A 25,027-nucleotide genomic window follows, 5' to 3' on the forward strand; every position below is an offset into this window, starting at 1 on the left:
AGGACGCTTTTCATGGCCGGCTATTTTCTGCGCCGAATATTGCTGATCATACCGACCTTTCTCGGCATCACTTTGCTGGTATTCAGCATTACCCGCGTGGTGCCCGGTGGTCCTATTGAGCGCATGATGACCCAAGCCCAGCTCGGCGGCGAAGCTGGCAGCCTCCACCGCAGCGAAGGCGGCGGTACGCTGTCTGACGAGCAATTGGCAGAGCTGGAGCGCTACTACGGCTTTGATCAGCCGCTGCTCACCAGCTATGCCCTTTGGCTGAAGAAGGTGGCCGCCTTTGATCTTGGCCTGTCCACTCGCTATCAGGACCCGGTCTGGGAGATTATTCGCGAACGTTTCCCGGTGTCGATATTCTACGGCGTTACCACGCTGATCCTCACCTACCTCGTCTGTATTCCCCTTGGGCTAATGAAAGGCATCTATCATGGAAGCCGCTTCGACAGTATGTCGTCCGCCGTGGTATTCCTCGGCTACGCGCTGCCCAGTTATGTAATCGGCATCGCGCTGATTTCCCTGTTTGCCGGGTATTACGACTGGTTTCCCCTCGGCGGCTTTGTGTCGGATGATTACGATGATTTATCAACCTTGGGCAAGGCAAAGGATATTTTTCACCACGCGGTCTTGCCGCTAATCGCCTACCTGGCCGGCAGTTTCGCCGTCACCACGCTGATGATGAAAAATGCGCTGATGGACAACCTTTCCGCCGACTATATGCGCACGGCTGCGGCCAAGGGACTGAGCGTCGGCCAGAGTGTACGGCGCCACGCCTTGCGTAACAGCCTCATTCCGATTGCCACCTCGTTCGGCAACAATATTTCGCTGCTCATCGGCGGGTCTTTCCTGGTAGAGACCATCTTCAATATTGATGGAATTGGCCTGCTGGGCTACGAGGCCGTCATTGAGCGCGACTATCCCATTGTCATGGGGATTCTGGTGATCTCCTCGCTGCTGTACCTGGTTGGCAACATTCTGTCTGACCTCTGTGTTGCGCTGGTCGACCCCCGTATTCGCTTCGGCGGAGGACGCCATTGATGGCACTGCTGAGCAACCCGATTGCCCAAAAGCGCTGGCGGCGATTCAAGCAGTCACGTCGAGGCTATGTCTCTGCCTGGTTACTGCTGATACTGACCACACTGAGCTTTGCGGCTGAGTTTATTGCTAACAACCGCGCCCTCATTGTTGCCTACGATGGCGAGCTTTATTTTCCCACGCTGTCGGCCCAGTACAGCGGCAGAGATTTTGGGCAGGACTACGATTACGAAGCCAACTATCGGGATCTGCAGCGCCATTTTGCCGATCAGAAGCAAGGTAATTGGGTGCTTATGCCGCCGGTGCCCTTCGGGCCGCTGGAAAACGACTTGATAGATGGAGATTTCCCGCCGAATGCGCCCTCTCTGGCTACCGGCCACTATTTGGGCACAGACACCAGCGGACGCGATGTTCTCGCCAGACTGATTTACGGCTTCCGTACCGCCATGCTGTTCTCCTTGATTTTGCTGCTGTTCAACTATGCCATCGGTGTCGCCATTGGTTGCATGATGGGCTACTGGGGCGGCGCCTTTGACCTGATATTTCAGCGCCTGATCGAAATCTGGTCGAACGTGCCGTTTCTCTACGTCATCATGATTGTTGCCTCGGTCATCACCCCCGGGTTCTGGACGCTGCTTTTCATCATGGCGTTTTTCGGTTGGACAGGAATGACCTGGTATATGCGTACCGCCACCTACAAAGAGGTGGCACGGGATTATGTGATGGCCGCGCGAGCGCTTGGCGCCTCCGGCTCACGCATTGTGTTCCGGCATATTCTGCCCAATAGCGTTTCGACACTGGTGACCTTCGTCCCCTTTTCCGTGGCGTCCGGGATTACCGCGCTGACAGCGCTGGACTACTTGGGCTTTGGTCTGCCTGCGCCGACGCCGAGCTGGGGCGAACTGCTGAAACAGGGAACGGAAAACCTGGAATCCATGTGGATTGTCAGCTCCGTCGTTCTCGCGATGACATTGATTCTGATGTTGGTGGCCTATGTGGGTGAAGCCATCCGTGACGCCTATGACCCCAGGACCTTCAGCTACTATGACTAAGGCCGCTAGAAACTGCCTGTGGCTGGTCGTTATCGGCCTGCTGCTGAACTCCTTGACGCTGCATGCAGACGACAGCGCAACAGCGCTGCCCGCAGAATTACCGCCAACGTTGACCTGGGAAACCAACAACAGTGATCCGACGTTTGCCAGCCCTGAGGCCAAACGCGGTGGCCGCTTCCGCACCTTCGTTACCACCTTTCCGCTGACGCTGCGCCTTGTCGGGCCCGACTCCAACGGCAGTTTTGCGAGCTATATGCGCGCCAATAATTTAGGCCTGGTCGGCGTCCACCCCAATACACTGAATCCCATTCCGGAGCTGGCCACTCACTGGGCGTTCGGCGACGACGGTCACAGCATTTTCTATCGCCTTGACCCGGATGCCCGCTGGTCTGATGGACAGCCCGTCACCGCGGAGGACTTCGTATTTGCACTCGCGTTCATGCGATCAAAGCACATACTTGCGCCCTGGTATAACAACTACTACAGCGAAGTCATTCGCGATGTCGTCAAGTACGACGACCACACTATTGGCGTCCTCGGTGCAGTGGCGAAACCGCGCGATGAAATGCTTTTCGAATACAGCATCTCCCCTGTTCCCGCGCATTTTCACCAGCTCGATGAAAATTGGGTGCGTGACTACAACTGGAAAATCGCGCCGAATACCGGCCCCTACGCCATCGACCGTATTCGCAAAGGCAAGTACATTGAGTTTCGGCGCAAAAGTGACTGGTGGGCTAACGACAAGCGCTATTTCCAGCACCGCTTCAATCCCGACTATATTCGTGTAAAGCTGATACGCGATCTGAACATCGCCTATCAATATTTCCGCAAAGGCGAACTGGACAGCTTCCCGCTCCTCATGCCCCGGCTTTGGCACAAAAAGGCGCAGGGAAAAATCTACGACATGGGCTATGCGGGCAAAATCAAGTTCTACAATGAGGTCCCCCAGCCAATCAGTGGGCTATTCCTGAACGAGGATGCCCCCCTGCTGAAAGATCGAAACGTGCGGTATGCGATAGCCCATGCCCTGAATATCGACAAAGTCATCAACACGGTGCTTCGCGGTGACTATGAACGCCTGCAGCGTACCCACGACGGTTATGGTGACTACAGCAACCCGAATATTCACGCCAGACCTTTCGACCTGAAGAAAGCCAATGCGCTGCTGGACGAAGCCGGTTGGACGAAACGCGGCCCGGATGGCATCCGTGTGAAAGAAGGTCAGCGTTTGAGCTTGCGCATTACCTATTACAACAGCGGCCACAATGATCGCCTGGTGATCCTCTCCCAGGAAGCACGCAAAGCCGGTATTGAATTCGAGCTGCAGCTCCTGGACCCATCGGCGGCCTTCAAGCAAATTATGGAGAACAAACACCAAGCCGCCTGGATGGGCTGGTCGGGAGGCGGGCTGTCGCCGCGTTACTGGCAATTCTACCACTCCGATAATGCCCATAAGCCTCAGACGAACAATGTGACGAACACCGACAACCCCGTAATAGACGAGAAAATAGACGCCTACCGTAAAGCGACGAAAAAGGCAGACCGTGTGCAGCTTGCTCACGAACTCGAACAGCTCATTTTCGATCAGGGTTCGTTTATCCCCACCTTCAAAGTGCCCTATACCCGTGAGGCATTCTGGCGCTGGCTCAAACTGCCTGCCTTCCACGGTACGCGGACCAGCGAAAGTCTGTTTGACCCGATGGGTAGCAACGGCGGTCTGTTCTGGATTGATGAGCGGGAAAAACAGGCTATCGAGACGGCAAAAGACGAACACCAGGGCTTGCCACCGCTGAAGATTGTTAACAAGCAGTGGGCACAGACACCATGACAAGCGTTCCTCATCCCGCTATTGAAGTCCGCGAGCTGAGCATCGCCATTCGCGATGAGCAGGGCAATGAGCGCCTGATGGTCAGCGATATTTCGTTTCGTATTGCGGCGGGTGAAACCCTGGCTCTGGTGGGCGAATCCGGCTGCGGCAAAAGCCTTACCGCGATGTCACTGCTCCATCTTCTTCCCCAGCCCCAGGTTCGCCTCCACAGCGGCGAGATTATTCTCGCGGGTCAGGCCGTTCACCGTCTTGGGAAAAAACAGTTCCGTAAACTTCGCAGTCATCGTATCGGGGTGATCTTCCAAGACCCCATGACCGCCTTGAACCCCGTTCAGCCTATCGGCAAGCAAATCGACGAGGTGTTGCGCCTGCACCGACCGGAATTGGCGCGGCGTGCCCGGAGAGACCGCACCCTTGAACTGCTAAAAGATGTGGGGCTGCCAGCTCCTGAATCCCGGCTGATAGCCTACCCTCACCAGCTCTCCGGCGGGATGCGCCAGCGGGTGATGATCGCGATGGCCCTTGCTGCCGAGCCGGAAGTGCTGATTGCTGACGAACCTACCACAGCGCTGGACGTCACTATTCAAGCGCAGATTCTGCAATTGCTGAAAAAACTGCAGGACGAACGGGGCATGGCAATGCTGTTTATCACCCACGACCTTGCGCTGGTTTCCCAGCTCGCCGATCGGGTCGCGGTGATGTATGCCGGAAAAATCCTGGAGCAGAACCGCGCGAAAGCGCTGTTCCAGTCTCCCAAACACCCCTATACCCGGGGATTGCTGGCAGCCCTGCCCGCGTCAGCGACAGCCCCGAAGACCTTGCTGACTGCCATGCCGGGGCAAGTGCCGAGCATTGATGCCATGCCGCCGGGCTGTCGTTTTGCGAACCGCTGTGCTTATGCAGATGACCGCTGCCAGCAGCTACCCGCTATCGAGAGGGATAGCGCTGGCGGTGAAGTCGCTTGTCACCACTGGAGGCGACTGAATGACTGAGCCACTGCTGCAGGTGCGTGACCTCGCCTTGCACTTTTACCCTGCTCGCCGCCTGTTCCGTCGCGGTCCCGCGTTGCGCGCCGTCGATGGCGTAAATTTTGATATCGCCCCCGGCGAAACGTTGGGACTGGTCGGAGAATCCGGCTGTGGCAAAAGCAGCCTGGGCAAGGCGCTACTAAACCTTTACCGCCCGACCAGCGGAGAGGTTCGCATGCAGGGGCAGCCGATCAGTGCGCTGAGTGACCGGCAAATGCGGCCTTTGCGCCGCAACATGCAGATGATTTTCCAGGACCCGTTTGAATCGCTGAATGCCCGTCACACAGTAGGCGCCATCCTCGAAGAGCCGCTGATTATTCATCGGGCAGGCGATCGCGCAAACCGGCAAAAGCGAGTCGCCGCCTTGCTGGACCAGGTTGGACTTCCGCAGTCCGCCCAAGATAAATATCCACATGAATTCAGTGGTGGCCAACGCCAGCGTATTGGCATCGCCAGAGCTATCGCCCTGCAACCGAAACTGCTGATCTGTGATGAAGCGGTCTCGGCACTGGATGTGTCGGTGCAGGCACAAATCCTGAACCTGCTACTGGAAATACAACGGGAGCTGGGGCTCAGCATGCTGTTTATCTCCCACGATATCTCCGTGGTACAGCACGTCAGCGATCGTATTGCCGTCATGTATCTCGGCGAGATCGTGGAAATCGGCGACGCTCAGACCGTTCGTCAGCATCCCGCCCATCCATATACCCAAGCACTGCTGGCTGCGGTTCCGCAGTTGGGAGCCGAACAACTGCCCGTGGTGGCGCTGGAGGGAGACATGCCCTCTCCCATGGACATGCCCACAGGATGCCGGTTTGCCGGGCGATGTCCACACCGCCGCCCCAAATGCGAGGAAACGGCGCCACGGCTTGAGTCGGAAAGCCTTCATTCACGCGCCGTTGCCTGTCATTTCTGGCGGGAAATTTCTCCCCAATTGCCGTAAACTGGGCGATTAAACCGCCGTGGGAAGACACCGTGCGCAGCAGTAACCTCCATGCAAAACGAGACCCCGTGCCGCTGAAATATGCCCGCAGCATGTTGCAGGTGGCTGAGGCGCAGGGGTACAACAGCGCGGAGATATTGCGTTCACTGCAGTTGCCCATCGACCCACTGGCTGATAATGCGGACCTTGAAGCCCCTATTGACGCGCGTTATTACTCGGTTATTTACCGGCGGGTCATGTCATTGCTGCAAGACGAATCCTTCGGTTTGGGACTGCGGCAAAAAACGCCGGCTGGCAGCTTCCGCATGTTGTCGCTGTTTATTATTCACTGCGAAACGCTTGAGCAGGCACTGCGCAGGGCATCGGAATTCATTATTTTCTGTCGCACATTGAGAGAACTGCCCAGCGCGTCCAAACGGCCGGTTGAGCGGCTCGGCGATGGTACCGGGCTGTATCGCTTTCCCGCCGACATGGAGCTGGCAGAGAGTGACGATACCGATGAGCAGCGTTACACCATGGCCCACACCATGGCGATCTGGCGCCGCTTTTGTCAGTGGTTAATCGGCAAGCCGCTGGATCTCGTCGCGATACGTATGCAAGCCAGCAAACCCGAGAATCCCGAGTATTTCGAGCAGCTGTTCAGCTGCGAAATTCAGTACGGCTGTAGTGACAACGCCTTTGTCTTGGCAGAGCACTGTCTGGATTGCCCGCTGATCCACACCGAAGAGTCGTTGCGTAAATTTCTACGCGACGCGCCCTACCATCTGCTGGTTGCCCAGGATGATGATGACACCTCACTGCTCTCACAGATGAAGCGCATTGTCGGCACGGACCTGAGCCACGAATTTCCCAGTGTTGTCACCATGGCGGAACACCTGAGCATGTCGGTGCGGACGCTGCGCCGACGCCTCAAGGATTTGGGGACAACCTACCAGCAGTTCAAAGATGAGCTGCGAAAAGAACACGCTCTGCGCTGGCTCAACCAACCAGAGCTAAAAATTAACGCCGTCTCAGCGCTGCTGGGCTTTGACGAACCCAGCGCCTTTCACCGCTCCTTTAAAAAATGGACGGGAATGACACCAGGGGAATACCGCGCCAGCCGCCAGTCAGCCAAACCCCAAAATAATCAAAGGCAATCCGGATGAGCGAACACGACATTGCGAAAACCCTGCACCTGCAATCGGCATTTTCCCAGCTTAGTGCCGATGAACGCCCGATACCCGCGCAGCTACCACCCGAAGAGCGCCTTGCGCTGCGAAAACTGCCCTTTGAGCAGGCCCACAATTTCCGAGACCTGGGTGGCTATCTGAGCGGCGATGGCCGCTATACCCGCTGGGGCAAGATTTATCGTACCGACAAGCTTTCCTCACTGAGCGAGCAGGATCAGCGCTACCTTCAGCGACTGGGAGTTAAACGCATTGTCGATTTCCGCTCCGATGAAGAACGCAATACGGCGCCCCATACCCTGCACCCGGAAAGTCGCATCCTGATCGACCCACTACCCATTAATGTTGAGGCCGCCCAGATCGAGCGCGTGACCGCTCGCCTGCAGGAGCAAAATGTCAGCGCCGAGGACATGGTTGAGTTTCTGATGAGTGCCAACCGCGCCATGGTGACGCACTTCACGGACACCTACAGGAATTGGATACACTCGCTGCTCAGCGACGACCACTATCCCCAGTTATTCCACTGCACGGCAGGCAAAGACCGCACCGGCTTGGCTGCTGCCTTGCTGCTGCGTGCCCTTGGCGTCTCTGAGGAGACGGTGATGGAAGACTACCTCGCGACCAATCACTACACAGCGGCGCGTATCGACGAAATCATTCGCCAAATCCAGGAAATGGATGTGTTCAAAGTTGAGGAGCCGGTCATTCGCACGCTGTTCCATGTGCAGCCTCAGTATATCAATGCCGCCTTCGAAGTGATTGCCGAGCGCTACGGCGATATAGAAGCCTACCTCCAAGACGGCCTCGCTCTGGACCGTTTCCAACGGGAACAGCTTCGCGATATGTTGCTTGAGGAGCTGTAAGCCGCTTGAGCAATACCGTTTTTGACAATCCTTTTGGGCAGATCCAACTTCAGCGCAGACCTCGTCGCCGCAATGAAGTATTGCAAGCATGGGATAATGCCGATCACTACTTGCTGCAGCATCTGGCGGAATCCCCGCCGCCAAGCGGCGCCCGCCTGCTTATCGTTAATGACAGTTTTGGCGCACTGGCCTGCGCACTGGCCGACTACGATTGCCTTGCCTGGTCAGACTCTGCGGTCAGCCATCTGGCCACTCAGGAAAATTGTGCTGTAAATGGCCGCAAGGCGCCCACATTGTTGAGCAGTACTGAAATCCCACAAGGCGACTTCGACCGTGTGATCTATCGTCTGCCTCGCAACCACACGCTGATGCGCTATCAACTCCAGCAGATAGCCCCCCTCCTGCCTAATGCCGATGCATTCTGCGCAGGCATTATGGCGAAATACCTGGATGCCGCCACAATGGCCGTGATCAGCGACAGCATCGGCGACGCCGCCGCGTCACTGGCATGGAAAAAAGCCCGCCTCGTACGGCTCAATCAAGTGAAGCAAAACGTCGCCCCTGATGACGACTGGCTACCGTTCTATGCCGAAGATTACCAGCTTGAGTTGGGTAATCGCGGCAATGTGTTTTCACGAGGGAAACTGGACCGAGGCAGTCGCCTGCTGATCGCAAGCCTGCCGCAGCTCAATACGCCCGCGTGCGTTGCCGATTTGGGCTGCGGCAATGGCCTGCTCGGCTTAATGGCGACTCGACAATGGCCCGACGCTCAGCTCGATTTTTTTGACGAGTCCTACATGGCTGTGGCCAGCGCTCATCGGAATTGGCGGGAAAACCGCTTTGAGGAAAAGCGTGCCGCATTCCATGCCGGCGATTGCTTGCAGGGGTACGGTGGTGAGCATTTTGATTTGATCCTCTGCAATCCGCCTTTCCATCAAGAACAGCAGCTCGGTGACCACATTGCCCAGCAGATGTTTGCCGATGCCAAACGATTCCTCCGTCCCGGAGGACAGTTCTGCGTGGTGGGTAACCGCCACCTTAATTACCACGTCAGCCTGAAAAAGCGCTTCGGTAATTGCCGGGTCATCAATACCGACGCTAAATTCGTGGTATTACTTGCAGAGCAAGAGACACGCTGACACGCGGTACTAGAGCACAGCGCCAACCAAACGGGTGATGGCAGGCCAGGAACCCCCGTGATAGCCTCCAGCGCGTCGCTTATTCACGCACAGATTGAAGTTTGCCATGACCATCCATGTTGTATTTGTCTGCCTCGGTAATATCTGCCGCTCTCCCGCCGCTCAGGGAATTTTTGAGAAAAAAGTCAGCGATGCCGGGCTCGATCAGCGCATAACGGTCGATTCCTGTGGCACCGCCGCCTTTAACATCGGCAAATCACCCGACCCGCGTTCCGTCTCTGCCGCCGCCAAAGCGGGCTATGACATCAGCCAGCAAATCGCCCGGCAGATCGACGACGATGATTACCATCGGGGCAGCTATCTGATCGCGATGGACCGCAACAATCTGGGCAATGTGATGGCTTGGGCGCCGAAGAATTTCGACGGCGAGATCAAGCTCTTCCTCGATTACTGTCACCACGGTGGCAACCGGCAGATTCCAGATCCCTTTTATGGCAAGGCCGACCAGTTTGATACGGTTATCCGCAGCTTGGAAAAAGCGGCAGATGGCCTCCTCCATTACATTCGGGAGCAACATTCGCTGTAATTCGACTCCCGCATCACGACCAACAATAACAACAGGTGCACCATGAAATTTGTTCTATCTTCTTCGTTTTGTCCGCTTCACGAATTGCGCGAGCTGGCCGTAGCCGCGGATCAGAGCGGCTGGGAAGCGATGTCGTTCTCAGACCACGTCGTCAATCCCGAAACACTCAGCCACGATTACCCCTATACCGACGACGGCTCGCGCCGCTGGGCACCGTTCACCGACTGGCCTGACCCTTGGGTCATGACTGGTGCACTCGCCGCCGTGACCGAGCGCTTGAAGTTCACCAACAACATCTTTGTATTGCCGATGCGCAACCCGTTTCTCGTTGCCAAAGCCATCAGCACCGCCGCGATTGTCTCCAATAACCGGGTGATTCCGGCTATCGGCGTGGGTTGGTCTAAAGATGAGTTCGGGCTTCTTCAGCAGGATTTTCACACGCGCGGCAAACGCACTGACGAAATTCTGGAGATTCTGCCGCTGCTGTGGACCGGTAAAATGGTGAGCTATCGCGGTGAGTTTTATCAGTTTGACCCACTGGAGATGAATCCTGCGCCCAGCGAAATTCCGCCAATCTGGGTCGGCGGTATCAGCAAGGCGGCGATGCGCCGCGCTGCACGCTGTGATGGCTGGGTCAGCGACCTTCAGACCAGCGCCGAGATCATTGAATGTCTGGAGTTCATCAAACAGTGCCGACGGGAACTGGGACTTGAGAACACGCCATTCTCGGTGATGGCAACGCCCTCCGACGCTTTTACGCCGGATGGCTACCGGCACCTTGAGGATCACGGCGTGACGCATATCCTCACCCAGCCCTGGCCTTTCTACCATGGCAATACCGACGACCCGGCGAAAAAGCGGGACGGCGTGCTGCGCTATGCTGAGGATATTATCCAGCAGATGGACGACTGAGCCAGACCATAGACTCCAGGTGGTGGGTATGAGGGAACATATCCACCGCCACCGCCTCACGAATGTGAAACCCGCCCTCACATAGGATGCTGAGGTCTCTGGCCAGACTGGCTGGATCACAAGACACATAAACCAGCGATTGCAGCTCTTTCGACGTGGCCAGTGCTTCACACAGGGCTTTGGCACCGGCGCGCGGCGGATCAAGCAAGACCTTGGCGGCACCGCGCAGCACAATATTCTCACTGTCAAACAAATCAGCCCTGGCAAACTCAATGCTAAGCCCCAGTGCGTCCGCCCTTGCCGAGGCTCGCTCGAGCATCGCGTCCCCCATATCCAGCCCCAGCACATGGGCCCCGCTGTGGGCCAATGCGAAGCTGAAATTCCCCAAACCACAGAAATAATCCACAATCTGCTCGCCAGCGCGTGGAGCCAACCAGGTAATCGCCTGCTCAATCATTTCGGTGTTCAGGGGGCGGTTGGCCTGCGTGAAGTCCCCCGGTACAAAACTGACACCCAGCTCGCCACCGTAACGCAGCGCTGGAAAGCCGCCGCTCCAGCGCGTTTGATTACTGGAGACACTATGAAGCTCTAACGGCTGCAAGGCGACTTTGAGCGCCTCACACCAGTCAGTGTCCACCTCATGCGGAAGCGTCAGGGCCAGTCCAACACGCCCGTCGTCATCGCAGGCGAAATGCAATTCCGCCGTTTTCAGGTTTTTAAGCGTACTCAAAAGTAATGGACGCGCTGCCATCACCGCAGGCTCCAGCACAGATTCCAGTACAGGACAGGCCTCAACATCCACCAGGTGATGGCTGGCCGCAGCCCGAAAACCCAAGTGACCGGCGCGGTAGGAAAGCCTTGCCCGGTGGCGGTAGCCCACGGCCTCAGCCGCCAGCAGCGTAACCTCAACATTCGCACGCTGCGCATCCATCACGGCTTGCAGGCGATCGCGTTTGTAGCTCCGCTGAGCCGCGAGCTCCAGATGCTGTAACTGGCAGCCACCACAATCACCAGCGTGAGCACAGGCCACCGGCCGACGGCTGGGTGATGCATCGAGAATCTCCACCGCCAGTGCCTCATCGAAGCGTTTCTGTTGACGCAGCAAGCGCACATTGATGCGCTCTCCCGGCAGCGCGTTCGCCACAAATACGACTTTTCCCCCGTGATACGCTACGCCTCGGCCATCATCCGCCAGACGTTCAATGGATAATGTCTCGATCTTCTGCGGCGGCGTCCGGGGTTTGGCACGTCGCTTGTCCGGCTTTCCAGGCTTGAATATTTTCGCCATCAACGCAGTCCTGTCGCCGGGATAAACTGCCGGTAAGCCTGCAAGCACTGCTGCTGACGTTCGCGTAGCTGCCGCTGCTCAGCTTCGGACTCCGCCCTCACCTCAGCCAGGGAGTCACAGGGCATATCACTGATGGCATTGTGCGGCTGTTCTCTCACCACCGGAGACAGACGCACTACTGAGCCGACGTCGGCATCGTCGGGCTCAGCCGCCCAAAGGCCGACAGCGGATAACAGGCCAATGGCCAATAGGGTTGTTCGCTTCATTGTGCGTCTCAATGCCCGGTTCGCTGGAAATCCGCGTATTTTAGCGCCAGAGGCGCCGCCTTGATATTTTATTGCGGTCTTTTTCGGTTAGAATATCAGGCTCTATTGCGATTGCAGCGGAACAGAATCCGGAAGTTTTATGCCAGAAACCGTTATTGAAAACCTAAACGTTGCCGCACAGGAAGTGCTGATTACTCCTGCGCGACTGAAAGCCGCTCTGCCCATGAGTGACAAAGCCAAAGCTGTCGTGGCTGAAGGTCGTGAAACCGTGCGCAACATCCTCGATGGCAAAGACCACCGTATGTTTATCGTGGTGGGCCCCTGCTCTATCCACGATACGGAACTGGCGATGGACTATGCCCAGCGTTTAAAAGCGCTGGCAGACGAGTTGCAAGATACGCTGGTTATCATCATGCGTGTCTATTTTGAAAAGCCCCGCACGACGGTCGGCTGGAAGGGGCTGATTAACGACCCCTATCTGAATGACACCTTCAAAATCGAAGATGGGCTGCATATCGGCCGCAAGCTGCTGCTCGACATCACCGAGTTGGGGCTGCCTACTTCGACCGAGGCACTGGACCCGATTTCGCCGCAGTATCTGCAGGACTGTATTTCCTGGTCCGCCATCGGCGCCCGCACGACGGAGTCTCAAACCCACCGGGAAATGGCCAGCGGTCTCTCCTCCGCAGTTGGCTTTAAAAATGGCACGGACGGCAACCTGGATGTAGCCATGAACGCGATCGGTTCGGCCGTGAAGCCTCACCGTTTTCTGGGGATTAATGGCGAAGGCCAGGTTGCGGTTATCCACACCCGTGGCAACCGCTATGTACATGTCGTACTGCGCGGCGGCAGCACCGGCCCGAATTACGACTCGGTACACATCAAACTTTGTGAGGCTGCGCTCGACAAGGCCGGTTATCCGCAAAACATCATGGTGGATTGCAGCCATGCAAACTCCAACAAGCAGCCAGAGCTGCAGCCGCTGGTGATCGAGAATGTGACCAATCAGGTAATTGAAGGCAACGCCTCGATTGTCGGGCTGATGGTTGAAAGCAATATTCGCCCCGGTAACCAGAAAATTCCGGCAGATCTGTCTGAGCTGGAGTACGGCGTATCAGTAACCGACGGCTGTATCGGCTGGGAAGAAACGGAAGCGGCCCTGCGCGATATGCGTGACAAGCTTCGGGATGTCCTGCCCAAACGCAAGCGCAATGTCTGACATTGCGGTGTGTAATATAAAAAGGCGCCTTTTGGCGCCTTTTTTGTTTCTAAGAGATCCAGATGGGAGATCCGCGCGTAAAGCTTTATGCTTCTACACCATCTATGGCTGTTTGCCCCGGTTTACCGGGGCTTTTTTATTCTGGGAGCATTCACTTTAACCCTCCAGCCGCATTCAGCTCACCGGGCAGTTCAAACTCCGCGTACAGCGCACAGTGGTCCGACAGTGACTCCCAAGGTTCCCCGTGTAGCAACTGGGCGTGGCGTAAGGTCAATCCTCTAAAATATACCCGGTCCAGTGGCAACAGCGGCCTCTTCGATGGGAAGCTTTTCACTGGTCGTCCATATTGCTCGCAGAACGCCTCTTTCAGATCGAGGTTTAAAAAGCGCCGGTGCAATCGCTGGTGCCAGTCATTGAAATCACCCGCAATGATCAGCGCATCATCCCCGCTGACGCGGTCATTCAACTGCTCATCAAGCCGCTTGAGCTGCCGCCGTCTCTCCCAGGCAAACAATCCCATATGAGCGCAGACGAGCTGCACGCCGGGCGCGATTTTAGCGAAAAGCAGCCCCCGCTGAGAGCGGCGCATTACGGAAATATCGACATTGTCGACGGCGATAATCGGGTATTTGCTCAGTATGGCATTGCCGTGGTGGCCATGCTGGTACACAGCGTTCCGACCATAGGCATAGTGGCTCCAGACGCTATCCGCGAGATACTCAAACTGCCCCGCATCAACCCAATTACTGTGCTTCTGGGCATTCTGACGGTTTTGTCCCACTACCTCCTGAAGAAACACGATATCTGCGTTGACGCGGCGTATCCCTTCGCGGATTTCCTCTAGCAAAAACCGCCGGTTATCGGCGTTAAACCCTTTGTGAACATTGTAGGAAAGGATACGCAGAGGAACAGACATTCAACACTCCGGATGGCATTTCTTCTGTTTACGGCCACTGCCACAGCAGCAGGGATCGTTGCGGGACAATTTGACGGGCGGCAAAAAGCGGCCATCAACATAGCGCCACACCCCATCGACACGCTTGAAACGGGAACGCTCCCGGAGTTGCTGGATTTTTCCCCCATCAAGGAAAAATGCCACAAACTCGACGTCTGCATCGCCGTCGCTGTTCTCACGATGATCGAGAACGCGCAGCCCCAACCACTCAGTCTCCAGCGCCTCGCCCGGCTTTGGCGCCGCGCTGAGCGTCTTGGGATGCCATGACTCGCGCAGATACGCGATATCTCTGAGTACATAAGCACTGTAACGCGAGCGCATTACCTGCTCTGCGGTGGCCTCGCGGGACGGCTGCTGATGCAACAGGCGGCAGCAATCGGCATAGAGCTCACCGCTGCCGCAGGGACAATCCGCATTGAGCATCAGCGCGCGGGCGGAGGTGGAATCTTTGAGGAGTCGGTGGGCTGCCAGCTTTCCGGCAAAGCAATCGCCGCCCGGGTCTTTCTGTCAAAGCCCACAATGATCGTACTGCATGTCGTGGCACACTCGCCATTGGCGTAGATATGATGCTCTATCGTCATGCTCTTGTTGCCAACCCGGCTGCACCAGCTATCGACGACCACTTCATGGTCAAAGCGAATTTCATGCAACATATCCATTTTCACACTGGCAACCACGTTGTGAGGTGCCGGCGAGAGCTTTTCCACCTCAGTGAAAAAATCGATACGTGCCAAGTCAAAGTACTGCGCGTAGACACTGTTAGAAACGTGCCCAAGGAAATCGAGGTCAGAAAAGCGCACCTGAATCCGGGTGCGCGTGTAGGGAAGCTGAATCATGGGGTAAATCCTTCTTCAACGCGGCGCGATGCCGCGAGAAACTGCAGGCTTACTTGAAATACGCGTTATCAGTATTGCTGTGGTCAGTCGTGTCGCGCACACCTGCCAGCTCCGGGATGTTCTCCAGCAGTGTTTTCTCGACCCCTTCTTTGAGGGTCACGTCAACCATACCGCAACCCTGGCAACCACCGCCGAATTTCAAGACGGCGTAATTATCAGCGGTGATTTCCAGCAGCGAGACTTCGCCACCGTGGGCGGCCAGCGAAGGGTTCACCTCGTTGTAGAGCACATAGTTCACGCGGTCTTCCATTGGACTGTTGGCGTCAACACGGGGCAGCCGGGCATTCGGTGCTTTGATGGTCAATTGACCACCCATACGGTCTTTCGCGTAATCAATCAGTGCTTCGTCGAGGAACGGGGCGCTGCGCAGCTCGAAGTAGGCTTCAAAACCCTCATAGGGCACCACCACGTCGTCCTCTTTGGCATCGCCGTCCCGACAATAGGCAATACAGGTCTCAGCCTTGGGAGTGCCTGGCTGGGTGATAAATACACGAACGCCGACGACATCGTCCTGTTTGGAAAGCAACTCAGCAAGATAGCCTTGGGCAGACTCAGTAATCGTTAAGTTAACCTTGGCTTGCTCTGTTGTCATGTTCACCTCATTCTGACACTGCGCACTGACGGGAAAACTCACACGATGAATTTCTATGCGCAGCAGAGTATCTGATAGAATTCCGCAGTTTAACACGAAGCCCCTATCGGCCACAGCCTCGGGGCGTTAACACGCTATTTACGCATCAGGATATTCATGAAGCCTTCAACCCCTCGCCCCGACGCCCTAAAGGCCGCCTTAAAAGACCGCATCTTGGTAATAGATGGGGCCATGGGGAGCATGATTCAAGAATACAAACTGGAGGAAGCCGCCTACCGCGGCGAGCGCTTTGCCGACTACCACCTCGATCTGCGCGGCAATAACGACCTGCTCACCCTCACCCGCCCCGATTTGATCCGCGACATTCATCAGGCGTTTCTGGATGTCGGTGCCGATATCATCGAGACCAACACTTTCAATTCCACCGCCGTGGCGCAGGACGATTACCAACTGGGCGAGATTGCCGAAGAGTTGAACCTGGCCGGCGCTCGCCTCGCTCGCGAGATCGCGGATGCAGAAACTGCAAAGAATCCCGCCAAGCCGCGTTTTGTGGCGGGGGTGATCGGCCCCACCCCGCGGACGGCATCCATCTCGCCGGACGTAAACGATCCGGGCGCCAGAAACATCACCTTCGACAAGCTGGTTGAGGATTACTATGCCGCCGTGCGCGGACTGGTGAACGGTGGCGTAGACCTGCTGCTGATTGAAACCATTTTCGACAGCCTGAATGCCAAAGCCGCCGTCTACGCGGTTCTGCAGTATTTCGAAGATCAGAGCATTGAACTGCCCATCATGATTTCGGTGACCTTTCCGGACACCAGCGGGCGTACCTTGTCCGGTCAGACGCCCAGTGCCTTCTGGAACAGTATTTCCCATGCCAAGCCGCTGATTGTTGGCACCAACTGTGGTCGTCGATTCAGTGAGATACGACCGTTTGTTGAAGAACTTTCTGAAACTGCGGAATGCTATTTCAGCGGCCATTTCAATGCGGGCCTGCCCAATGAGTTCGGCGAGTACGATGAAACCCCCGCCGACATGCATGACGAGCTTCGCGATTTCGCTCAGCGGGGCTTTCTGAATCTGGTCGGCGGTTGCTGTGGCACCACACCGGGACATATCGAAGCGATCGCTAAAGCCGTCGAAGGCATCGCACCGCGCCCCTTGCCTGAACTCCCTGTCGCCTGCCGCCTGTCGGGGCTTGAGCCTTTCAATATCAGCGCCGACAGCCTGTTCGTCAATGTCGGCGAGCGCTGTAATGTCACCGGCTCCGCAATATTCAAGCGCCTGATTCTCGAGGGCAATTACGACGAAGCCCTGTCGGTAGCCCGGCAGCAAGTGGAGAATGGTGCCCAGATCATCGACGTGAACATGGACGAAGGCATGCTGGATGCCAAGGAAGCCATGGTCACCTTCCTTAATCTGATTGCCTCTGAGCCGGATATTTCCCGTGTGCCGATCATGGTCGACTCGTCGAAATGGGACGTCATTGAAGCCGGACTGAAGTGCATTCAAGGCAAGCCGGTTGTGAACTCGATCTCTCTTAAAGAAGGCGAAGAGGAATTCCGCGAGCGCGCAAGTCAGTGCATGAAGTTCGGTGCGGCCGTCGTGGTAATGGCTTTTGACGAAACCGGCCAGGCCGACACCTTTGCCCGCAAGGCCGAAATCTGTAAGCGCTCCTATGACATTCTGGTCAACGAGATCGGCTTTCCGCCCCAGGACATTATTTTCGACCCCAATATCTTCGCCGTTGCCACGGGCATAGAAGAGCACAACAACTATGCCGTCGACTTCATCGAGGCCACCGCCTACATCAAGCGTGAACTGCCTCATGCGATGGTGTCCGGAGGGGTCTCCAACGTATCGTTCTCGTTCCGGGGCAATAACCCCGTCAGAGAGGCCATCCACTCTGTATTCCTCTACCACGCCATTAAAGCTGGCATGGATATGGGTATCGTCAATGCTGGCCAGCTCGCCATCTACGACGACCTCCCTGCTGAGTTGCGCGATGCCGTCGAAGACGTGGTACTCAACCGGCGCGATGACGGAACAGAGCGCCTGCTGGATATCGCCGAGAAATATCGCGGTGACGGCAAAGGCAGCACTCAGAAAGAAGACCTAAGCTGGCGCGAATGGCCCGTTGCCAAACGTATTGAGCATTCTCTGGTGAAAGGTATTTCCACCTTTATCGAGGAAGATGCCGAAGCTGCACGCCAGGAGGCAGCCCGCCCCATTGACGTGATCGAAGGGCCGCTGATGGACGGCATGAACGTCGTCGGCGACCTGTTTGGCGACGGCAAAATGTTCCTGCCTCAGGTGGTGAAATCTGCCCGCGTGATGAAGCAGGCCGTTGCGTACCTGAACCCATATATCGAAGCTCAGAAAGAAGTCGGTGCCAAGGCCAACGGCAAGGTGCTGATGGCCACGGTGAAAGGCGATGTCCACGACATCGGCAAAAATATTGTTGGCGTTGTGCTCCAGTGTAATAACTTTGAGGTTATCGACCTGGGCGTTATGGTGCCCTGCGACAAGATCCTGGAGACAGCCAAGGCCGAAGATGTCGACATTATCGGCCTAAGCGGGCTGATCACCCCGTCATTGGATGAAATGGTGCACGTTGCCAGTGAGATGCAACGGCTGAACTTTCAGGTACCGCTGATGATAGGCGGTGCCACAACATCGAAGGCTCACACCGCAGTAAAAATTGAGCCGAAATACCAAAACGACGTTGCCGTTTACGTTCCCGATGCCTCTCGCAGCGTCGCGGTAGCGACACAACTTATCAGCCGCGACATGAAAGCCAATTTCGTGGCTGAACGACGCGATGAGTACGAGCGCGTTCGCGCGCGCCGCGAGGGTAATCAGCGTAAAACCCGACTGCTCGACTACCCGACGGCATGCAGCCGCGGCCTCAATATCAACTGGGCCGATTATCAGCCACCGACGCCAGCCTTCCTTGGTACCCGCGTGTTCACTGATTATCCCTTGGAAAAACTGCGTGAAACTATCGACTGGACGCCCTTCTTCATCTCCTGGGGGCTGGCGGGCAAATACCCCAAAATCCTCAACGACGAAAAAGTCGGCGAAGCCGCTCAGAACCTGTTTAACGACGCCCAGCAAATGCTCGACAAGCTGATCAACGAAAAGCGGATTCACGCCAATGCCGTTATTGGCTTCTGGCCCGCGCAGCGTCGTGGCAGCGATGATATTGCCGTCTTCAATGAACAGGGCGAGGAAATCAATATCCTTCACCACCTGCGTCAGCAGGCAGAAAAGGCCGATAACAAACCACAAATGAGCCTGGCTGATTACATTGCGCCGGAAGGCAGTGGTGTTAAGGATTATATTGGCGGCTTTGCGGTGACCACCGGCATCGGCGCCGACGAACTCGCCCAAGAGTACGAGGCCGCCAATGACGACTACAGCGCCATTATGGTTAAAGCGCTGGCGGATCGCCTGGCGGAATCCTTCGCGGAGCATATGCACCTGCGCGTACGCAAGGAATTCTGGCCTTACGCGACGGATGAATCACTGAGTAACGAGGAATTAATCAAAGAGGCCTATCGCGGTATTCGCCCCGCTCCGGGCTACCCGGCCTGCCCGGATCACACTGAAAAAAGCACCCTTTTTGAGCTGCTTGATGCCACCAACGCAACGGGAATCAGCCTTACCGAACACCTGGCCATGTTCCCCGCCGCCGCCGTCAGCGGCTTTTATTATTCGCACCCCGACTCGCGCTACTTTGCGGTGGGACGTGTAGCCAAAGATCAGGTCGCCGATCTCGCCAAACGAAAAGGCATGGAAATGGCAACCATGGAACGCTGGCTATCTCCCATTCTGGATTACGATCCCTGAGGCATCGCGGAAAGTCCGCTAAGGCTATGCGGGAAAAGCACTTAGCCTTGGCGGACTCGGCAAGGCTATTATGTAAACGGTAAGATGGGCTGACTGGTTAAGGACATGAAATGACAGACCCCGACAAAAAAGACGAGAAAAAACCCGGCCCGCTGCAGGTTGTTGGCAGTGTAATTTCTGCAGCATTTGGTGTGCAGAGCAGCCGCAACCGTGAGCGCGATTTTCAGCACGGCCGCTTTCGCAATTACGTGATTGCGGCCGTGGGCTTCGTGATGGTGTTTATCGTGGTCGTCTTCAGTGTGGTGCAGATGGTGCTGAAAAGCGCTGGCTGACCCCATTTCTCGAGCAATAAAAAAGGCTGCCGAGGCAGCCTTTTTTATTGCAACCGTCACCGGCTCTTAATAGCCAGGCATACCGTGAAGCCAGTAAACCACAGTACCGACCACAATGGTCAGGATCGCAACGGCGGCGCAAGCATCAGCAAAACTGTCCTCACGCGCTTCTTGATTGTTGTCAGACATAGCAACCTCAAAAGATTATCGGAATAAAATACCGGATTATTCCGGCAGACAAAGACGGCGCATTATAACAAGTTTCTGGATAACGAAATCCCCTAAATGATAATCGGCCAGACGTATAAGCCTTATCCGCAAAAAGCATTAGCGATATAACCGATAACATTTTAAGATTCGCGCCAGATTGCTATTAAGCCCTCCGGCAGAGTTCTCCGCCGGTATCGCCGGGCTTCCGAGCCCTACAAGACCGATTTAACGCGAGAGATTTCAACGCTTTATGTACGCCTACGACCAGTACGACCGGCAAATTGTCAGCCAGCGTGTCGCCCAATACCGGGACCAAACCGAACGCTATCTGGCAGGAAAAATCAGCGATGAGCAGTTTCTGCCGCTGCGCCTCCAAAACGGCCTTTACGTTCAACGCCTGGCCCCCATGCTGCGCATCGCGGTTCCCTACGGCACACTCAACAGCCAACAGTTGCGCAAACTGGCGCATATTTGCCGCCATTACGACAAAGGCTACGCGCACATCAGCACGCGGCAGAATATTCAGCTGAACTGGCCAAAACTCGAAGAAGTTCCCGGCATTCTCGAAGAGCTACTCGAGGTCGATATGCACGCCATTCAGACCAGCGGCAACTGTATTCGCAACGTGACTGCTGACCAGTTCTCAGGCGTCGCTGCAGACGAGGTGGAAGATGCGCGCCCCTGGTGTGAAATCATTCGCCAGTGGTCAACGTTCCACCCCGAGTTTGCCTTCCTTCCCCGCAAATTCAAAATTGCCGTGTGTGGTTCCGAACAGGACCGTGCAGCGGTGATGGTGCACGATATCGGCCTGCAAATTGTTAAGGATCCCGAGGGCAACACCGCATTCAAAGTGATCGTGGGCGGCGGCTTGGGTCGCACCCCGGTGATTGGCAGCGTGATTCATGACGCCCTCCCCCCACAGCACCTGCTGACATACCTGGAAGCCATCGTCCGGGTCTACAACCAACTCGGGCGCCGGGACAACAAGTTCAAAGCGCGAATCAAGATTCTTGTTCGCGCCATGGGCGCTGATGCCTTCAAGGCGAAAGTAGAAGAAGAATGGGCCTTCATCAAGGACGGTCAGCTGAGCCTGCCGGAGGAAGAAGTCGCGCGCGCCAAGTCGTTTTTCACAGCACCCGATTACCTAGCGCTGCAGAATGAGGATCTTCAGGCTGTCGCTCTTGAGAGCCCGGCGTTTGCCCGTTGGCTTGCGCACAACGTACACGCGCATAAGCAAGACGGCTACGCGATCGTTACCCTGTCACTGAAAACCACCGGCGTAGCGCCTGGTGACATTACTGCAGAACAATTCGAGGCCGTTGCGAATCTGGCTGAAGAATATGGCTTCGGCGAGGCGCGAAGCACTCATCAGCAAAATATGGTGTTGCCAGATGTACAGCAGAAGCAGCTTTTCTCTCTGTGGCAGCGGCTGGAGAGCCTAGAGCTGGCCAGCCCGACTGTGGGCACGATGAACGATATTATCTGCTGCCCAGGCGGGGATTTTTGCTCGCTAGCCAACGCGAAATCTATTCCGATTGCAGAAGCGATTCAGCGTCGCTTCGACGATCTGGATTACCTCTATGATCTTGGCGAGATCGAACTGAATATTTCAGGCTGTATGAATGCCTGCGGCCATCACCATATCGGCAACATTGGCATTCTCGGTGTTGATAAGAAAGGGCAAGAGTTTTATCAGGTTTCCCTCGGCGGTAGCCAAGGGTTAAACGCGTCACTGGGTAAAATTCTGGGGCCATCTTTTGCACAGGAAGATATTCCCGACGTTATCGAGAAAATTCTGAACTGCTACGTAGAGCGTCGCCAGCCCGACGAGGACTTTCTCGACACTTTCAATCGCATTGGCCTGGAGCCCTTCAAGGAGCGTGTATATGCCTAATATCATTAAGCAGGGCCAGATCGTCGAGGACAACTGGCAAGTGTGGCGCGACAGCGACTCTCTGCCGGACAGTGCCCATGTTATTGTTCCGCTCGCCCTCTGGCAGGCACAGCGTGATGCCCTGCTGGCCAAAGGGCCTGTAGCACTGTTTCTCGCCAGCGACGAGTCTCCGAAAGCCCTGAGCGATGACGACCTGGAAAAAGCGGCCTTTATTGCCGTCGATTTCCCCAAATTCATGGATGGCCGGGGCTTCAGTTATGCACGCGAGCTCCGGGAACAGCGTCACTATCAGGGCGAAATTCGCGCCATTGGCGACTTTATGCGAGACCAGCTTTTCTACATGCAACGCTGTGGCTTCAGCAGTTACGCGCTGCCCAGCGAAGAACTGGAAGCCGCATTGGCCAGCTTCAATGATTTTACCGAAAGCTATCAGCCGTCTATCGATCAACCGCGACCGCTATTTCGCAGACGCGCCTGACAGCAGCTCGATCCCCACAAAAAAGCCCGCTAAAAGCGGGCTTTTTTGTCTTTGGTGACATTCGCGAGTTATTTAAAAATCACCGAAAAAGTCACGGGCACAGCCAGAGAAATGTTATTCAAACCGGCGAGACTGCGCAGCTTGCCGATACCGGGTGCCAACTTGTGTCGAGTCACATCAATAAAACCAGGAGTGACCGTCGCGACGCTCAACTCACCGCCGCTCAATCGCGTCACCTGCGTCTGAAATACCATGGGGACGGTATTCCCATTCAAGGTCAACTCCCCTTTTAACTCTACTGCCTGTTGCTCACCCGCTTTCAGCGCGCTCACCGACTCGAGATCGACATCAGCTACGAAATTCGCCGTTTTATACTGCGCGGTATCGAACAGGTATTTGCGCATGCGCTCATCACGGATTTCGATCCCGCTGTTAATGCTGTCCAGAGCAATCTCTATCGTTGCTTTACCACTCGCGTCATCGATACTGCCAGCCACCTTTTCAAAGGTAAACAATTCTGCAAAACGGTCATTCTTGACACTGGTGATGTTCAGTGTCGAGCGACTGCTATCCATTTCCAGGGCATTCAAGCCACTGGCAGCCAAAGCCAGCGCTGCCGCACAGAAGAGCTTTTTCATTACCACACACTCCTTTCTTGATGAACTCGCATTGTTGGACAATATAATCCCAAAAAATTACCGACCATCTTACAAAGAATGGCTGCTCTTTGCAGATGTCGTGCGCATAAAAAAGCCCGGCCAAATGACCGGGCTTCTCATACGCTCAAAGCGTAATGCGATACAGCTGCTTAAATCGCGCTTTCCAGCTCAGGCAGTGCATCAAACAAATCGGCAACCAGACCGTAGTCGGCAACCTGGAAGATGGGAGCATCTTCGTCTTTGTTGATGGCGACAATGACTTTAGAGTCTTTCATGCCTGCAAGGTGCTGGATGGCACCGGAAATGCCCACGGCAATATACAGCCCGGGAGCAACGATCTTGCCGGTTTGACCGACTTGCATATCGTTAGGTACGAAGCCTGCGTCAACAGCGGCACGAGAAGCACCCACTGCGGCACCCAGCTTGTCAGCCAGCGAGTACAGCATGCTGAAGTTATCACCGTTCTGCATACCGCGTCCGCCAGAGACAACGATGTCGGCAGCGGTCAGGTCAGGACGATCGCTCTTAGCCAGCTCTTCTTTATCGAAGCTGGAAATCGCTGCGTCTTGGGCACTGGCTACGGCTTCAACAGCCGCAGAACCACCTTCAGCTGCGGCGGCATCAAAAGCGGTTGCACGTACAGTGATCACCTTGATCGGATCAGAAGACTGCACCGTTGCGATAACGTTACCCGCGTAGATGGGACGCTTGAACGTGTCAGCGCTTTCTACAGCGATAATCTCAGAGATTTGTGCAACATCCAGCAGAGCTGCTGCACGCGGCAGCGTGTTCTTACCATTGCTGGTCGCAGGAGCCAGGATGTAACCGTAGTCCTTGCCCAGCTCGGCAACCAACAGCGCAACGTTCTCAGCCAGTTGATGACCGTAGGCAGCATTATCAGCCACCAGAACCTTGCTCACGCCGTCGATTTTCGCTGCAGCTTCCGCTACAGCACCACAGCCTTCACCGGCAACCAATACGGCGATATCACCGCCGATCGCTTTTGCCGCTGTCACGGTGTTCAGGGTTGCCCCATTGATAGAGGCGTTATCGTGTTCTGCAATAACAAGAATGCTCATTAGATTACCTTCGCCTCGTTTTTCAGTTTTTCAACCAGTTCAGCAACGTCGGCCACCTTGATGCCTGCCTGACGCTCTGCCGGCGGCTCAACTTTCAGTGTTTTAACACGTGGCGTTACATCGATGCCCAGCTCGTCAGGAGTCAGAGTATCCAGCGGCTTTTTCTTGGCTTTCATGATATTCGGCAGTGAAGCATAACGGGGTTCGTTCAGACGCAAGTCTGTAGTCACCACTGCGGGCAGCTTCAGTTTCACTGTCTGCAGACCGCCATCAATTTCGCGAGTGACTGCAACGCTGTCGCCATCAACCGCAACTTCTGAAGCGAATGTCCCCTGACCCATACCAGCCAACGCGGCCAGCATCTGACCAGTCTGGTTGTTGTCACCGTCAATGGCCTGCTTGCCCATGATCACCAGCTGAGGCTGCTCTTTATCAACAACCGCCTTCAGTACTTTGGCAATGCCCAGAGGCTGAACGTCTTCATCGGTTTCGACCAAAATGCCGCGGTCAGCACCCAGCGCCAACGCAGTACGAATTTGCTCTTGGGCCACTTTGGGACCGATCGATACAGCGACGATTTCAGTAGCGACGCCTTTCTCTTTCAGGCGCACAGCTTCTTCAACAGCGATTTCACAGAATGGATTGATCGCCATTTTGACATTATTCAGATCAACGCCAGTACCATCCGACTTGGGACGCACTTTGACGTTGTAGTCAACGACTCGTTTGACAGCAACAAGAACCTTCATGGA

25 protein-coding genes are annotated in these 25,027 nt (G+C 55.7%); 15 read left to right on the forward strand and 10 right to left on the reverse strand.

Features of this window, described 5'->3' with window-relative positions; genetic code table 11:
- Window positions 1-12 precede the first annotated feature (12 nt).
- From G411_RS0100415 to G411_RS0100460, 10 genes are all read left to right on the forward strand, one after another.
- Window positions 13-1,041: an ABC transporter permease subunit gene (locus G411_RS0100415; RefSeq protein ID WP_022957189.1), complete on the forward strand. Its 1,029-nt coding sequence runs from the start codon at window positions 13-15 to the stop codon at window positions 1,039-1,041.
- Window positions 1,041-2,090, forward strand: coding sequence for an ABC transporter permease (locus tag G411_RS0100420; RefSeq protein ID WP_022957190.1), 1,050 nt, complete (start codon window positions 1,041-1,043; stop codon window positions 2,088-2,090). The genes G411_RS0100415 and G411_RS0100420 overlap by 1 nt, the downstream gene beginning before the upstream one ends.
- A complete protein-coding gene (locus G411_RS18785; protein ID WP_022957191.1) occupies window positions 2,083-3,918 on the forward strand; it encodes an extracellular solute-binding protein in 1,836 nt (611 codons plus the stop codon). The genes G411_RS0100420 and G411_RS18785 overlap by 8 nt, the downstream gene beginning before the upstream one ends.
- Entirely contained in the window at window positions 3,915-4,910 is a 996-nt protein-coding gene (locus G411_RS0100430) for an ABC transporter ATP-binding protein (protein WP_022957192.1), read from the forward strand. Before G411_RS18785 ends, G411_RS0100430 begins: the two co-directional genes overlap by 4 nt.
- On the forward strand, window positions 4,903-5,889 hold the full coding sequence (locus tag G411_RS0100435) for an ABC transporter ATP-binding protein (RefSeq protein ID WP_022957193.1): 987 nt from the start codon (window positions 4,903-4,905) through the stop codon (window positions 5,887-5,889). Before G411_RS0100430 ends, G411_RS0100435 begins: the two co-directional genes overlap by 8 nt.
- A gap of 68 nt (window positions 5,890-5,957) precedes the next feature.
- The gene (locus G411_RS18790) at window positions 5,958-7,034 is read left to right on the forward strand and encodes an AraC family transcriptional regulator (RefSeq protein ID WP_169530594.1); all 1,077 of its coding nucleotides are present in this window, start codon (window positions 5,958-5,960) and stop codon (window positions 7,032-7,034) included.
- Window positions 7,031-7,918, forward strand: coding sequence for a tyrosine-protein phosphatase (locus G411_RS0100445; protein WP_022957195.1), 888 nt, complete (start codon window positions 7,031-7,033; stop codon window positions 7,916-7,918). Before G411_RS18790 ends, G411_RS0100445 begins: the two co-directional genes overlap by 4 nt.
- 5 nt (window positions 7,919-7,923) lie before the next feature.
- Window positions 7,924-9,057, forward strand: a complete 1,134-nt coding sequence (locus G411_RS0100450; protein WP_022957196.1) for a methyltransferase — start codon at window positions 7,924-7,926, stop codon at window positions 9,055-9,057.
- 106 nt (window positions 9,058-9,163) lie between these two features.
- A complete protein-coding gene (locus G411_RS0100455) occupies window positions 9,164-9,643 on the forward strand; it encodes a low molecular weight protein-tyrosine-phosphatase (RefSeq protein WP_022957197.1) in 480 nt (159 codons plus the stop codon).
- Between the two features lie 42 nt (window positions 9,644-9,685).
- Complete coding sequence (locus G411_RS0100460) at window positions 9,686-10,555, forward strand: TIGR03619 family F420-dependent LLM class oxidoreductase (RefSeq protein ID WP_022957198.1); 870 nt, start codon at window positions 9,686-9,688, stop codon at window positions 10,553-10,555.
- Here G411_RS0100460 and G411_RS18795 read toward each other — a convergent pair.
- On the reverse strand, window positions 10,533-11,843 hold the full coding sequence (locus tag G411_RS18795) for a methyltransferase domain-containing protein (protein WP_022957199.1): 1,311 nt from the start codon (window positions 11,841-11,843) through the stop codon (window positions 10,533-10,535). The genes G411_RS0100460 and G411_RS18795 overlap by 23 nt on opposite strands.
- Window positions 11,843-12,109 carry a hypothetical protein gene (locus G411_RS0100470; RefSeq protein WP_022957200.1) on the reverse strand — a complete coding sequence of 89 codons (267 nt, stop codon included), beginning with the start codon at window positions 12,107-12,109 and terminating at the stop codon, window positions 11,843-11,845. The genes G411_RS18795 and G411_RS0100470 overlap by 1 nt, the downstream gene beginning before the upstream one ends.
- Before the next feature lie 139 nt (window positions 12,110-12,248).
- Here G411_RS0100470 and G411_RS0100475 point away from each other — a divergent pair, with 139 nt between their 5' ends.
- Window positions 12,249-13,328 carry a 3-deoxy-7-phosphoheptulonate synthase gene (locus G411_RS0100475; RefSeq protein ID WP_022957201.1) on the forward strand — a complete coding sequence of 360 codons (1,080 nt, stop codon included), beginning with the start codon at window positions 12,249-12,251 and terminating at the stop codon, window positions 13,326-13,328.
- A 151-nt stretch (window positions 13,329-13,479) separates the two neighbouring features.
- On the opposite strand, the gene G411_RS0100480 is transcribed toward G411_RS0100475, so the two are convergent.
- Genes G411_RS0100480 through nfuA form a run of 4 tightly spaced genes read right to left on the reverse strand, consistent with a single transcriptional unit; the run spans window position 13,480 to window position 15,771 of the window.
- Window positions 13,480-14,244 (reverse strand): endonuclease/exonuclease/phosphatase family protein, encoded by a 765-nt coding sequence (locus G411_RS0100480; RefSeq protein WP_022957202.1) that lies wholly within the window; start codon window positions 14,242-14,244, stop codon window positions 13,480-13,482.
- Window positions 14,245-14,706 (reverse strand): YchJ family protein, encoded by a 462-nt coding sequence (locus G411_RS0100485; protein ID WP_022957203.1) that lies wholly within the window; start codon window positions 14,704-14,706, stop codon window positions 14,245-14,247.
- A complete protein-coding gene (locus tag G411_RS21225; protein ID WP_022957204.1) occupies window positions 14,706-15,119 on the reverse strand; it encodes an acyl-CoA thioesterase in 414 nt (137 codons plus the stop codon). Before G411_RS21225 ends, G411_RS0100485 begins: the two co-directional genes overlap by 1 nt.
- Window positions 15,120-15,168: 49 nt before the next feature.
- Entirely contained in the window at window positions 15,169-15,771 is a 603-nt protein-coding gene (gene nfuA / locus G411_RS0100495) for a Fe-S biogenesis protein NfuA (protein ID WP_028968015.1), read from the reverse strand.
- 156 nt (window positions 15,772-15,927) lie between these two features.
- Between nfuA and metH the strand changes: the two genes are divergently transcribed.
- Together metH and G411_RS0100505 are read left to right on the forward strand one after the other, a co-directional pair.
- Window positions 15,928-19,623, forward strand: coding sequence for a methionine synthase (metH, locus tag G411_RS0100500; RefSeq protein ID WP_022957206.1), 3,696 nt, complete (start codon window positions 15,928-15,930; stop codon window positions 19,621-19,623).
- Window positions 19,624-19,733: 110 nt separating this feature from the next.
- Complete coding sequence (locus tag G411_RS0100505; protein ID WP_022957207.1) at window positions 19,734-19,955, forward strand: DUF2970 domain-containing protein; 222 nt, start codon at window positions 19,734-19,736, stop codon at window positions 19,953-19,955.
- Window positions 19,956-20,021: 66 nt separating this feature from the next.
- On the opposite strand, the gene G411_RS22310 is transcribed toward G411_RS0100505, so the two are convergent.
- Window positions 20,022-20,144, reverse strand: coding sequence for a hypothetical protein (locus G411_RS22310; RefSeq protein ID WP_022957208.1), 123 nt, complete (start codon window positions 20,142-20,144; stop codon window positions 20,022-20,024).
- Between the two features lie 271 nt (window positions 20,145-20,415).
- Between G411_RS22310 and G411_RS0100515 the strand changes: the two genes are divergently transcribed.
- Both G411_RS0100515 and G411_RS0100520 read left to right on the forward strand, forming a co-directional pair.
- Entirely contained in the window at window positions 20,416-22,059 is a 1,644-nt protein-coding gene (locus tag G411_RS0100515) for a nitrite/sulfite reductase (protein ID WP_022957209.1), read from the forward strand.
- Window positions 22,052-22,537 carry a DUF934 domain-containing protein gene (locus tag G411_RS0100520; RefSeq protein ID WP_022957210.1) on the forward strand — a complete coding sequence of 162 codons (486 nt, stop codon included), beginning with the start codon at window positions 22,052-22,054 and terminating at the stop codon, window positions 22,535-22,537. The genes G411_RS0100515 and G411_RS0100520 overlap by 8 nt, the downstream gene beginning before the upstream one ends.
- Window positions 22,538-22,605: 68 nt before the next feature.
- Here the strand turns inward: G411_RS0100520 and G411_RS0100525 are convergent, their stop codons facing one another.
- The 3 genes from G411_RS0100525 to G411_RS0100535 form a co-directional block, all read right to left on the reverse strand.
- The gene (locus G411_RS0100525) at window positions 22,606-23,175 is read right to left on the reverse strand and encodes a YceI family protein (protein WP_022957211.1); all 570 of its coding nucleotides are present in this window, start codon (window positions 23,173-23,175) and stop codon (window positions 22,606-22,608) included.
- A 170-nt stretch (window positions 23,176-23,345) separates the two neighbouring features.
- Window positions 23,346-24,275, reverse strand: a complete 930-nt coding sequence (locus G411_RS0100530; protein WP_022957212.1) for an electron transfer flavoprotein subunit alpha/FixB family protein — start codon at window positions 24,273-24,275, stop codon at window positions 23,346-23,348.
- Complete coding sequence (locus tag G411_RS0100535) at window positions 24,275-25,024, reverse strand: electron transfer flavoprotein subunit beta/FixA family protein (RefSeq protein ID WP_022957213.1); 750 nt, start codon at window positions 25,022-25,024, stop codon at window positions 24,275-24,277. The genes G411_RS0100530 and G411_RS0100535 overlap by 1 nt, the downstream gene beginning before the upstream one ends.
- Window positions 25,025-25,027: the final 3 nt, after the last annotated feature.

The sequence above is a fragment of the Spongiibacter tropicus DSM 19543 genome, assembly GCF_000420325.1.
Taxonomy (GTDB): Bacteria; Pseudomonadota; Gammaproteobacteria; order Pseudomonadales; family Spongiibacteraceae; genus Spongiibacter; species Spongiibacter tropicus.